The organism is Bacillus cereus ATCC 14579, assembly GCF_000007825.1.
Lineage (GTDB): Bacteria > Bacillota > Bacilli > Bacillales > Bacillaceae_G > Bacillus_A > Bacillus_A cereus.
On record NC_004722.1, the window covers coordinates 1882228 to 1895101 of the forward strand.

The following is a 12874-nucleotide window of genomic DNA, read 5'->3' on the forward strand; positions in this document are numbered from 1 at the left end:
CTTTCGAGGACATTTTTCCGAGTAAAAGTCAAGCGTATGAAGAAAAAACGATTGTTTTATAGATATAAAAGTAAGAAGTATATTGAAAAAACACATTTTACTAATGAGAAAAATCTGATTCAAAAAAATGACAAAAGACATATTTCAGACAAAATGATGTCAATAATACGTCAAAAATAACCTGAATTTACTATGCAGGTATATTATACAATTCGATTAACGAATAAAACACTACAGAAATAGTGAAAAGGTAAAAAATAGCATTACAATAGTTTGAAAAACTGAAACTTCATATTTTTCGACAATACATACAAAATGTTTTTGTCTTTTCGTATTTCTTAATAATTGAGTTTGATAAGATTGCTCAATTAACTTTTATTATAAAAACTATGAAGGAAGTGATTTTAGTATGGAAACGCTCGAATTGGCACGAATACAGTTCGCATCAACAACGATTTTCCATTACTTTTTTGTTCCGCTGTCAATTGGTTTAGCTTTTATTATTGCGATCATGCAGACGTTGTATGTGGTAAAAGGGCAAGAGGTATATAAGAAGATGGCAAAGTTTTGGACGCAATTATTCCTTATTAACTTTGCAGTAGGTGTAGTAACAGGTATTTTACAAGAATTTCAGTTTGGTATGAACTGGTCAACGTATTCACGTTTTGTAGGTGATGTATTTGGTCCCTCGCTTGCAATTGAAGGATTACTGGCATTTTTCATTGAGTCTACATTCCTAGGTTTATGGGTATTCGGTGAGGACAAATTACCGAAGCGAATTCACTTAATGTGTATTTGGCTCCTTTCAATTGGCACGATGTTATCAGCATTCTGGATTTTAACTGCAAGTGCATTTATGCAGTCACCTGTCGGGTATGAAATGGCAGCTGATGGTCGTGCGCAAATGAATGATTTCTTAGCCATTATTCAAAACCCACAACTATGGGTACAATTCCCGCATACAATTACAGCGGCAATTGCAACAGGTGCATTCTTTATTGCTGGTGTAAGTGCATGGAAAATTACAAAAGGACAAGAAACTGTAGTATTTAAAAAATCTTTCCGAATTTCTATCATTGTTGGAACAATTACAACGGCGCTTGTATTATTCTTTGGTCATGCACAAGCGCAACAATTAATTAAGACACATCCAATGAAGATGGCGGCAGCTGAAGCGCTATGGAATACAAGTGAGGATCCAGCACCATTTACAGTATTTTCGAAAATTGATACGGAGAAGAAAGAAAATTCGTTTGAAATTCAAATCCCTTATATGCTAAGTCTATTATCGTATGATAAGTTTAGCGGTCAAGTTGAAGGGATGAATCAAATTCAAAAACAATATGAGGAAAAATATGGACCTGGAGATTATATTCCTCCAGTGCATACAATGTTTTGGAGTTTTAGAGCGATGGTAATGAGTGGAACATTCATGCTTCTTCTAGGAGCTTACGGATGGCTCTTATCAAGAAAAGATCGTTTAGCTGAAAAAACGTGGTATTTAAAATTAATGGTGTATGCAATTTCTCTTCCATTCATCGGTAATACAGTAGGGTGGATTATGACTGAAATGGGTCGTCAACCTTGGGTAGTATTTGGTGTAATGAAAACAGAAGATGCTGTATCACCAAATGTAACATTCGGTGAAGTATTATTCTCACTTATTTCATTCACATCAATGTATTTAATTATGGGTGGAATTTGTGTGTACTTATTCGTTCGTACCATTAAGGGCCACACGAATAAGAAAACGAAAAAGGATTATCAAAGCCATGATCCATTTGATAAGGAGGAAGAGTATGTTATCTCTTAATGAGTTGTGGTTTTTAGTTATTGCAATCTTGTTTGTTGGATTCTTCGTACTGGAAGGTTTCGATTTTGGTGTAGGAATGGTTTCGAGGTTTTTAGGAAAGAATGATTTTGAAAAACGAGTTTACTTAAATACAATAGGACCGTTCTGGCACGCGAATGAAGTATGGCTTGTTTGTGCTGGTGGAGCCATGTTTGCGGCATTTCCGCACTGGTATGCAACTTTATTTAGTGGTTTTTATATTCCATTTGTATTTATGCTTCTTGCTTTAATTTTAAGAGGTGTTTCCTTTAAATTTCGTGCGAAAATAGATAATCATAAATGGAAGAGTGCATGGGATTGGGGGATGTTTATTGGAAGTATGTTACCTCCTATCCTTTGGGGAGTTGCGATTGCAAACTTTATGGTAGGTGTACCTATTGATGAGAGTAAAAATGTTGTAGGTGGATTCTTGCAATTACTTCATCCATTTGCGTTACTTGGAGGAGTAATGTTTCTCCTACTATGTATTGTTCACGGATTACAATTTCTTACGATACGTACAACTGGTAAATTGAGAGAACGTGCACGAATTGCTGCAATAAAAATTGCACCATTTTCATTACTTACACTTCTTGTTTTTGCTGGTGTGGGGTTATGGAAAACCGACATTTTCACTGCTCATGGAACAGAATGGATTATGGTACCAATCGGAGCTTTTGTAGCACTATTAGTGTCCACTTTATTAAATAAAAGAAGAAGAGATGGTTGGGCTTTCTTTATGACGAGTTTAACGATCATTTTACTAAGTGCGAGTGTATTTATCGGTATGTTCCCACGTGTTATGATTAGCTCTTTAGGAGCAATGAATGATTTGACAATTTACAACGCAGCATCAGGAGCTTATGCATTAAAACTTATGACTTACTTTGCGATTGCTATTTTGCCTTTCGTTATCGGAAGTCAAATATGGAGTTATTATGTATTTAGACAACCTGTTAAGTCAGACAACGATTTGGAGTACTAATGAAAAGAAAAAGAGGACTTCCGTCTTATCCCGGTAGCCGTATTTTATATGTAGCGTTAACGATTATTAGTATTTTAGAAGCTTTTAGTATTATTGCGCAAACAATCTTTTTAGCACGAGCTATTACGTTTTTATTTCATGGAGAGACAGTACAAACAATATTAAGTGAAGTTGTTTATTTTGGTATCGCGTTTGCAGCGCGTAACATAGTAGTTCGAACATCACAAATATTAGTGGAACGTTTTGCTGAAAAAACAGGGTCGTTACTAAGGAAACAATTGATAGAGGCATATTTCACATTAGGTCCAAGGTATGTTCAAACTGTTGGAACTGGTCATCTGGTTACCTTATCAATTGAGGGGATTGAGAAATTTAAAACATATATTGAATTAACGATTCCTAAAATGATTAGAAGTAGTATCGTTCCAGGTCTAATTGTACTATATGTTTTTACGCTAGATATTGAGTCTGGAATCATTTTAGTTGTAACGATTCCTATCGTGATCATATTTATGATTCTTCTCGGATTAGCAGCGCAAAAAATGGCAGATAGTCAGTATGAGATATATCGTGTACTTTCGAATCATTTTGTAGATACGTTAAAAGGTTTAGAAACATTAAAGTATTTAGGGAAAAGTGAACAGCACGAAGGAAAGATTGAAAAAGTAAGTAAAAGATATAGAAAAGCAACGATGCGTACTTTGCGAGTTGCTTTTCTTTCTTCTTTTGCATTAGATTTCTTTACGAGTTTATCAATTGCGTTTGTGGCAGTTGGATTAGGGATACGTTTAATAGATGGAACGATTATACTATTACCAGCCCTTACAATTTTGATTTTAGCTCCGGAATATTTTCTGCCGATTAAACAAGTGGGAGCAAATTATCATGCGACATTAGATGGACAAATTGCGATGGAGCAAATAGAAGAGATTTTGCAACAACAAAAAGGAATACAAAAGAAAGATTTAAATGAAGATATAGTATGGAATGCCTCTAGTAGCTTGAAATTACAAGATATCAAAGTTAATAATACTGAATCTGAAAAGGCTATATTAGAAGGAATTAATTTTACTTGGGAAGGTAACGGTGCTATTGGTGTTATTGGTGAAAGTGGTGCAGGGAAATCGACGTTAATCGACGTATTAGCAGGTTTTTTATCTCCTTCGAGTGGAAAGATGTTAGTAAATGGTGTAGAAGTTGATGGATCTACTCGTGAAGATTGGCAAAAAAATATTGCTTATATTCCGCAGCAACCTTATATTTTTCCGCTTTCATTAAAGGATAACATTCGGTTTTATGAAACAAATGCAACAGATGAAGAAGTTGAAAGAGTTATTAATGAAGTCGGCCTTCGTTCACTCGTTACATCACTTCCAAATGGGATACACGAAAGAATTGGAGAAGGTGGACGTATGCTAAGTGGCGGACAAGAACAGCGTGTTGCTATGGCGCGTGCGCTTTTAAGTAAAAAACCAATCATTTTATTAGATGAGCCTACGGCACATCTTGATATTGAAACCGAATTTGAAATAAAGCAAGCGATGTTACGTCTATTTAATGGAAAGTTAGTATTTTTAGCAACTCACCGTCTACATTGGATGAAACAAATGGACCATATTCTTATTCTAAATAAAGGGGAAATGAAAGAAAGTGGGACGTATGAAGAACTTTTAGAGAATGAGACATTACATTTTCATAGGGAAGAGAGGGGAGAGAAATGAGTAACTGGGTTAAACCTTATATAAAACAAAATAAAGGTAGAATGACTTTAACTATTTTCCTTGGTCTTCTTGGAGTTAGTTCAGGAGCGATGTTACTTTTTATTTCAGGTTATTTGATCTCAAAATCTGCCCTTAGACCAGAAAATGTAATGGCTGTATATGTTCCTATTGTTGCAACAAGAGCGTTTAGTATAGGGCAAGCTGTATTTCATTATATAGAGCGCCTAGTCGGACATGATGTCGTACTACGTATATTAGAAAAAATGAGAACGAGGCTATATAGAATAGTAGAACCACAGGCGTTATTTTTCCGTTCTCGATTTCAAACGGGTGATATGTTAGGAGTGTTATCCGAAGATATAGAGCATTTGCAAAACCTATATTTACGTACAATATTTCCTAGCATATTAGCGCTAGTTGTTTATAGTATCTTCGTACTTGTTATCGGTGCATTTGATTTTGTTTTTGCACTTATTGTAGGTTGTATGTTAGCTATTATCGTTTTTCTTCTTCCGTTTGTATCATTACTTTTGATGAAGAAACATCATGTTACTTTAAAGCAAGGAAGAAACCGTTTGTATCAACAACTGACAGATGCTGTTTTTGGATTATCTGATTGGCAAGCAAGTGGTCGTAAAGATGAATTTATTAATGAGTATGTAAAACAAAATGATCAGTTGTTAAAAATCGAAAAGAGAGTGAAACGCTGGTATCATATTCGGGACAGTATCATTCAATTAGTAGTAGGTATTGTAGTTATTTCGATGATCATATGGACTGGGAATGAAGCGGCAAGTGAACAAATTGCTCCTACAGTTATCGCAGCTTTCGTATTAATGACTTTATCTGTAACAAACGCGCTTATTCCTATTGCAGATGCCATCGATCGAATACCGTCGTACGTAGAATCTACCCATCGTCTTAATGGCGTAGAAAGTGATAGTGTTTTACATGATGAAACGGATTTGCATGGAGAGAAAGATTATATTGAACCAAAACATGTAGATATTGAACTGAATCACGTATCGTATAGTTATCCAGATAGTAATGAGATTGTATTAAAAGATGTATCATTACAAATAAAAGCAGGGAAGAAAATTGCTATTTTAGGAAGAAGTGGGACAGGGAAATCTACTTTACTAAAATTGTTAACAGGGGCGTTAAGCCCAGTAAATGGCCAAGTTGTATTGAATGGTGAACGAGCTCATACGAATCTTTTATCTAAATATATTTCTGTATTAAATCAAAAGCCGCATTTGTTTGATACGACAATTGGAAATAATGTACGAATTGGCAAACCGGAGGCGACGGATGAAGAGATATGGAAAGCTTTAGAGAAAGCACAATTAGCTTCACATGTTACTTCTCTTCCAGACGGATTACAAACAAAAATGCATGAAATGGGAAAGCGGTTTTCTGGTGGGGAAAGACAAAGGGTTGCTTTTGCTAGAACTCTTATGCAAGAAACATCAATTATTGTACTTGATGAACCGACTATCGGTTTAGATCCAAAAACAGAATTGTCTTTAATCGAAACAATGTTTTCTGCAACGGAAGACAAGACGGTTATTTGGATTACGCACCATCTTGTAGGAATAGAACATGTAGACGAAGTTATATTCCTTGATCGTGGCCAAATTGTCATGCAAGGTAGTCATAAACAACTTCTGAAAGAAAATGAAAAGTATCGTAAACTTTATGAGTTAGATAAAGGAATATGATTTAAATAAGCAATAATTGTAAAAATAGCTACGCCTAATGGTGGAGCTATTTTTTTTGTTAGATTGCAGGTGTATATGATTGTTACGAATTAAAAATGAATTTCATATTATACATATAATGGAGGGGATGTACATGAAGGAGCAATATAAAATCATTGTTTTAAGTGATGAGTTATCAGGGGAGAGGATTCGAAATACGTTAGACAAAAATAAATGTAAAACAATAGTTCATGTTGTAGACGTTTCAGATGTTGTTCGTATAGAAAGTTCTTTTCAATATATAGTCATTTGGAGAGGGGACGCAGAAAAACTTACAAATGACTTGATAAATAGGGGCGTGCAAAGTTCAAAAATTATTAATTTAACAAAATACATGTATGAATGGAAGGATAAATTAATTTCTATCTATCAAATAAATCCGGATCTTATGTCTTTATACATTTCTATGAAAAAAACAAAGAGTGATCCGACGTATGAATTGTTTGCTACCGGTTTGTCTTATCCACATTGTGGCATAAGTACGGAGCTTCTCTCAAAAAAGTCAATAAAATTAACACTTCCATCGCAAGATCTATACTATGATTATTTAATAGCGTCACAACTTTTATCAAACAATCATTCATTTCAATATTGTTTAATAGGAATAGCCTATTTCTCGTTTTACTTTGATATGTCGTTATCATCTGAATCATATAGAATTCACAAAGTATATTATCCATTGTTTCAAGATGGTCATCATACTGTAGTTCACTCTCCTCTACCCACTGATGGATTCTCCCATCTAAATACTCCGAAACCACTTTTTTCTATTTTTAATTTGCATTTTGAATATATTTTATTAGACGAACTAAAAGATGAATCATTGACGCTGCCTTGGATAAATGCTGAGTGGAATACCACTCCTCTTCACATTCCTTTTGAAGAACACGGGAAAATAAGAGCAGCTTCACATGCTAAATTGGCGTATCCTCATACTTTAGTTGAAAATAAAATGATTTTTAAGAAATATTTAGAATTACTGTTAAAAAACGATATAAAGCCATTAATTGTTGTGTTCCCTGTTACTTCACATTATTTCAATTGTAGTAGTAAGAAATTAAAAGAAGATTTTTATAAAGTTATAAATGATTTTCAAACTCAATATTCTTTTCAAATTATAGATCTATTTGATTCGCCATTATTTTGTGACGATGATTTTTATGATAGTGATCATATGAATAAAAAAGGTGCAAATAAAATGTCCGCATTATTAAATATGTTTATTCAGGAACGAAAAGTATGATATTTTGTTTCCTGTTTGCATAAAAGTATATAGGCTCCATACAGTTAAAGTAATGTGATTTTTGTGTCGCGTATATAAATAATATGCGAAGAGGTGAGAGAGTTAAAATGAGAACTCGTATTGAAAGAACTGAAGAAATGGTAGAGCAACTTCCGTTGGTAAGTGTATTAATTCCTACGTATAATCGTCCTAGTTACTTTGAAAAGGCGTTATGTAGTGTGTTAGAACAAACGTACCCTAATATAGAAATTATAGTTGGAGATGACAGCACGAATGATGAAACAGAAAAATTGTTACAAAAATACTTATGTGATCATTCAAATATTATTTATATAAAAAATAGGTCAACTCTCGGACAATTTGAAAATGCGTTAATGTTATTTAATGAAGCGAACGGTGAGTATATAAATTTTTTAATGGATGATGATGTATTTCATGTGAATAAAATTGAAAAAATGATGAAGTATTTTTTCAATGATTTAGATAATGAAATTAAGCTTGTAACATCTCATCGTCAAGTCATTGATGATAAAGGGAAAGAACTGCGACATATTTATTCGACTGTCCGTTTATTTGAAGAGGATACCATTATAGAGGGAACAGAATTAGGAAATAAGGTAATTGTGGATCAAAAAAATTATATTGGAGAACCGACAACAGTTTTATTTCGTAAAAATGATTTACAAGAACCATATGGGATTTTTGATAAGAGGCGGTATTTATGTAACGTAGATATAGCTTCATGGTTATCTTTATTAAGTAAAGGAAAAGCAGTATATATAGCAGAGACACTGAGTTACTTTCGATTACATCCAGATCAACAGTTAAATGAATCTAATAAAATGATGGATGGGTTAGAAGATTTTTCACACAGTATTATAGCAGGAGAACAATATGGTTTCTTATCCACCGAAAAAGAGTTAGACAAAGCGATAACTAATTTTCTAGATTATGCAAGAAGGATAGTTCCATCATCAATATTATATACATTAGACTATTACCAAAAAATTAGAGCGAAGAAAATAAACATAGAAAAGAAAAAACAACATATAAATAATAATTCTTCATTACCGAAAGTAAGTATACTTATTCCTGCATACAATAGACCTTATTACTTGGAATTAGCACTCAACAGCGCTTTGAATCAAACATATGAAAATATTGAAATTATTATTTCTGACGATAGTACAAATAATGAAGTCAATGCTATGATTCAACCGTACTTACGTGAATATGAGTGTATTACATATGTTAAAAATGAAACGCCGTTAGTTGCCGAAAACTTTAATAAGTGTGTAGAACTTGCGAATGGGGACTATATGAACTTTTTATTAGATGATGATTTATTTCATCATGAAAAGATCGAGAGAATGATGAAATACTTTTTGACGTTAGAAAATATTTCATTTGTGACGTCATATCGTGAACTGATTGATGAGAATGGAGAGATATTACCACCTTCAACATTAAATATGAAAATCGCGAAAGAAACTACACTTTTTGAAGGAAAAGAATTAGGAAATTATATGTTAAAAAACTTAAAAAATGTAGTTGGTGAGCCGACAACTGTTTTGTTTAATCGGGATTTGTTTGACGGGAAGTTTGGATATTTTAAAGGAAAGGCTTATTCTGCTATTAATGACATTGCAACTTGGCTAGATATGATGAGGAAAGGAAAAGTAGTTTATATACATGAACCTCTTAGTTATTTTAGACAACATAGTGGACAAAATCAAAAACAAATGCATTTTATTTTAATGACAATTGAAGAGTGGATTGAATTAATTATAGATGCATATAATAGTGGATTTTTAAGCTCCGAAAGTGAGTATAAAGAGAGTTTATCTTATTGTTTAGAAAATGCGGGATTTATAGTTAAGGATGCAGTAAGAAATGGCGAACTAGATCAAATTTATAATGAAAAGATAAAAAAAGGGTTAAACAAGTTAGTTGCTCATATGTTTGAGAAAGAATCTTGTTATTGTCAATATTGTAATCAACAATTTGAAAAATTTTCACCTTGGCCAGCACATTATGATTTTCCGAAATATAAATTTGAAATGTGGAATAAAGATACAGGGATATGTCCAGTTTGTAATTCGATGGATCGTGAAAGATTGTACCGTGCGTACATTGAAACGGAAACGGACTTGTTAAATAGAAACTATACAATGCTTCATATTGCACCTGAAGCGAAGTTAAGAGATTGGTTTAACGAGTATAAAAATATTACGTATGTATGTGGTGACTTAGAACCAAAGGATCCATTAATGAAGGAAATTGATGTTACAAGGATTACATATGATAGTAATACTTTTGATGTAATATTATGTAGCCATGTGTTAGAACACGTTCCTGATGATGACAAAGCAATGCGAGAGTTATATAGAGTGTTAAAGCCAAATGGATGGGGAATTATTCAAGTACCGATCGTAATGAATGTAGATTTTATTATAGAGAATGAATTAATTGTAACACCACAATTGAGGAAATTAGCTTTTGGTCAAGAAGATCATGTGAGAATTTACAATCAATCGGGATTTATTCAACGATTAATGAATGCAGGATTTAAGGTAGAATTATATAACATAGCGGAAAAACAAGGAATGAAAGGTGCTAGGAAATTTGGATTATCTGAAACAGATATGCTCTATATTGTACGAAAATGATAGGAAGGAATAGATAGATATGGAGAATATTCCTTTTTTACGTGCTTCAACTGTACCTGTAAGTGAGTATTTGGACGAATTGAAGGAAATTGATACATCTCACATATATACGAATTATGGACCTATAAATCAACGTTTTGAGGAAACAATTATGTCGTCATTTTTTCAAAACAGGGGAGCTGTTACAACAGTAGCAAACGCAACGTTAGGGTTAATGGCGGCTATTCAACTAAAGAAAAGAAGAAAGGGAAAGTATGCTCTCATGCCTAGTTTTACATTCCCTGCGACTGCCTTAGCCGCTATTTGGTGTGGATTGGAACCGTACTTTATTGATATTTCAATAGATGATTGGTATATGGATAAAACCGTACTTTTGGATAAGATAGAAGAATTAAAAGAAGAGGTTGCGATTGTTATCCCGTACGCCACTTTTGGATCATGGATGAACTTAGAAAAATATGAAGAATTAGAGAAGAAGGGGATTCCGGTTGTCGTAGATGCGGCGCCGGGATTTGGTTTAATGAATGGAGGGATGCATTACGGTCAAGATTTTAGTGGAATGATCGTATATAGCTTTCATGCAACAAAGCCTTTCGGAATTGGTGAAGGAGGGCTCATATATAGTAAAAACGAAGAAGATATACAACATATTAAAAGAATGGGGAATTTCGGATTTGATAAAAATCGTGAATGCACGATGATGGGGTTTAATTGTAAAATGTCTGAATACGCAGCCGCTATTGGGATTGCGACTATAAAAAAGTGGGATCAAAAATTAAAAGAACGCAGCCGTATTTCTGAATGGTATAAACAGTTGTTACAAAATACTGGGTTAATGAAAAAAGGGTGGAAAGTCCAAAAGACAGAAGCAGTTATTCACCAATTTATGCCTATCATTTGTCCAGAAGAAGTTCGCAACATACAAGTAATAGAAGAACTGAAAAAACAGAAAATAGAAGCTAGATTATACTTTTCACCATCTTGCCACCAACAAGTTCTTTTTAAAAACTATAAGTCTACAGATTTAACAAAGACGAATAAAATAGCAAAACGAATCGTAAGTTTACCTTTATGGGAAGGAATGACGAAAGAACTAGTAGAGCAAATTGTAATCTGTTTAGAGCAGAGGGTGGTGTCGGTAGATGAATAGTTTTTATAGTCAAGAAGAACTAAAGCAAATTGGATTTTTATCTGTTGGGAAAAATGTATTGGTTAGTAAAAAAGCAAGTATATATAATCCGAGTGCTATATCAGTTGGCAATCATGTAAGAATTGATGATTTTTGCATTTTAAGTGGTAAAATCACAATTGGAAGTTATTCGCACATATCAGCGTATACAGCGTTATATGGAGGGGAAGTTGGGATTGAAATGCATGATTTTGCAAACATCTCAGCTAAAACAATCGTATATGCAGTACTTGATGATTTCAGTGGAAATACATTAATGGGGCCAACCGTCCCGAATCAATATAGGAATGTGAAAGCAGAAAAAGTTATTTTAAAAAAACATGTGATTATTGGTGCCAATTCTATTATTTTTCCAAATGTAATTGTAGGAGAAGGTACGGCAGTCGGCGCGATGAGTATGGTAAAAGAGAGTTTAGATGATTGGTATATTTACGCTGGAATTCCCGTAAGGAAAGTAAAACCTCGTCAAAAAAAGATGCTAGAGCTAGAAATTGATTTTTTAAAAAGCATTCATTCTTAACAAAAAAGAATGAATGCTTTTTATTTTTATCCCGCTATTTGCCGATAAAGATTCGACTGGTGAGGGCTAATTAAAGTTTCACTTTATGATAGAGCAGAGTGTATCTTAACTTATTATGTTTTAAATTTTGCTGACCAAGGCAATACTGAGCCATAGTGAATGTAAAGTTGGAGGGCGAGCGTATATGTTTGATGAGGATGGGATTGTTTTAATTATGGAACCAGCTGATGAAAGAAACTTGAGGAGATTTATTTTTTCAGTGCCAAAGTCAGTGTATGAAAAGAAGGGGCTTACATTACACTATGGAACAGCTATAGGACAAGGATATATGGATATAATTGAAGATATTATAAGCGTACATATAGAAATAGATGTTGTAACGATAATAGGGCATGTAAGAGGATAAATAGCTATTTGAAAAAGGTTATAAACAATTTAGCTAGAAGTTATGTATAGAGAAAATTACAGACAATGATAAAGACGAAGGGGGTCTAAAATGAAAATAAAATCAATTTTATTAGTATTTATAGTTTCAATTGGTTTAATGGGATGTTCAATAGTGGAAGAAGGAAAGAACTCCATAGATTATGCTCAAAAGGCGACAGACTATGTAAATGAAATAAGTGCATTTGCAAATGATGCACCAGCATTAGCAGAAAAGGCCGTTAATGATAGCGAGGCTCGAAAAGAATTAGAAACGAAGCTTAGTGAAATTAAACAAGATATACCCGCATTCAATGAATTAACGCCACCTGATGTAGCAAAGGATATTCATCAACAAATCGTCGGATATAACGAAAAGTTAAATGCGTTAATTGATACGGCGATGACAAAGATAGAAGAAGGAAAAGTGGATGTAGAGCAATTTAAAAACTCCGAGCTTATGCAGACGGTAGATCAAGTTCGAGATGTGAAAGATAAAGTGCAAAATTTAGGTCAATAGTAAAAAGCTCCGT

Annotated in this window: 10 protein-coding genes; all 10 read left to right on the forward strand. The window is 33.5% G+C overall.

Features of this window, described 5'->3' with window-relative positions:
• The first annotated feature begins 409 nt into the window (after positions 1-409).
• The 10 genes from cydA to BC_RS09720 all read left to right on the forward strand — a co-directional run bounded on the left by cydA (position 410) and on the right by BC_RS09720 (position 12861).
• Positions 410-1813, forward strand: coding sequence for a cytochrome ubiquinol oxidase subunit I (cydA, locus tag BC_RS09675; RefSeq protein WP_000448871.1), 1404 nt, complete (start codon positions 410-412; stop codon positions 1811-1813).
• Positions 1800-2816 carry a cytochrome d ubiquinol oxidase subunit II gene (gene cydB / locus BC_RS09680; RefSeq protein ID WP_000950085.1) on the forward strand — a complete coding sequence of 339 codons (1017 nt, stop codon included), beginning with the start codon at positions 1800-1802 and terminating at the stop codon, positions 2814-2816. The genes cydA and cydB overlap by 14 nt, the downstream gene beginning before the upstream one ends.
• Positions 2816-4537, forward strand: a complete 1722-nt coding sequence (gene cydD / locus BC_RS09685; protein ID WP_000824039.1) for a thiol reductant ABC exporter subunit CydD — start codon at positions 2816-2818, stop codon at positions 4535-4537. The genes cydB and cydD overlap by 1 nt, the downstream gene beginning before the upstream one ends.
• On the forward strand, positions 4534-6258 hold the full coding sequence (cydC, locus tag BC_RS09690) for a thiol reductant ABC exporter subunit CydC (protein WP_000073646.1): 1725 nt from the start codon (positions 4534-4536) through the stop codon (positions 6256-6258). Before cydD ends, cydC begins: the two co-directional genes overlap by 4 nt.
• Positions 6259-6391: 133 nt before the next feature.
• Positions 6392-7540 (forward strand): hypothetical protein, encoded by a 1149-nt coding sequence (locus BC_RS09695; RefSeq protein WP_000664266.1) that lies wholly within the window; start codon positions 6392-6394, stop codon positions 7538-7540.
• 107 nt (positions 7541-7647) lie between these two features.
• Positions 7648-10209: a glycosyltransferase gene (locus BC_RS09700; protein WP_001260413.1), complete on the forward strand. Its 2562-nt coding sequence runs from the start codon at positions 7648-7650 to the stop codon at positions 10207-10209.
• 19 nt (positions 10210-10228) lie between these two features.
• Positions 10229-11359 (forward strand): DegT/DnrJ/EryC1/StrS family aminotransferase, encoded by a 1131-nt coding sequence (locus tag BC_RS09705; RefSeq protein WP_000427967.1) that lies wholly within the window; start codon positions 10229-10231, stop codon positions 11357-11359.
• The gene (locus tag BC_RS09710; protein WP_001084193.1) at positions 11352-11918 is read left to right on the forward strand and encodes an acyltransferase; all 567 of its coding nucleotides are present in this window, start codon (positions 11352-11354) and stop codon (positions 11916-11918) included. Before BC_RS09705 ends, BC_RS09710 begins: the two co-directional genes overlap by 8 nt.
• A 184-nt stretch (positions 11919-12102) precedes the next feature.
• Positions 12103-12324, forward strand: a complete 222-nt coding sequence (locus BC_RS09715; RefSeq protein ID WP_000459099.1) for a hypothetical protein — start codon at positions 12103-12105, stop codon at positions 12322-12324.
• A gap of 90 nt (positions 12325-12414) precedes the next feature.
• Positions 12415-12861, forward strand: a complete 447-nt coding sequence (locus BC_RS09720; protein ID WP_000695200.1) for a DUF6376 family protein — start codon at positions 12415-12417, stop codon at positions 12859-12861.
• Positions 12862-12874: the final 13 nt, after the last annotated feature.

Excerpts from the sequence above, each read along its gene's own strand:
- BC_RS09705 (WP_000427967.1), top strand. The coding sequence starts at position 10,229 with ATGGAGAATATTCCTTTTTTACGTGCTTCAACTGTACCTGTAAGTGAG.
- BC_RS09695 (WP_000664266.1), top strand. The coding sequence starts at position 6,392 with ATGAAGGAGCAATATAAAATCATTGTTTTAAGTGATGAGTTATCAGGG.
- cydB (WP_000950085.1), top strand. The coding sequence starts at position 1,800 with ATGTTATCTCTTAATGAGTTGTGGTTTTTAGTTATTGCAATCTTGTTT.
- cydC (WP_000073646.1), top strand. The coding sequence starts at position 4,534 with ATGAGTAACTGGGTTAAACCTTATATAAAACAAAATAAAGGTAGAATG.
- BC_RS09710 (WP_001084193.1), top strand. The coding sequence starts at position 11,352 with ATGAATAGTTTTTATAGTCAAGAAGAACTAAAGCAAATTGGATTTTTA.
- cydD (WP_000824039.1), top strand. The coding sequence starts at position 2,816 with ATGAAAAGAAAAAGAGGACTTCCGTCTTATCCCGGTAGCCGTATTTTA.
- BC_RS09715 (WP_000459099.1), top strand. The coding sequence starts at position 12,103 with ATGTTTGATGAGGATGGGATTGTTTTAATTATGGAACCAGCTGATGAA.
- cydA (WP_000448871.1), top strand. The coding sequence starts at position 410 with ATGGAAACGCTCGAATTGGCACGAATACAGTTCGCATCAACAACGATT.
- BC_RS09700 (WP_001260413.1), top strand. The coding sequence starts at position 7,648 with ATGAGAACTCGTATTGAAAGAACTGAAGAAATGGTAGAGCAACTTCCG.
- BC_RS09720 (WP_000695200.1), top strand. The coding sequence starts at position 12,415 with ATGAAAATAAAATCAATTTTATTAGTATTTATAGTTTCAATTGGTTTA.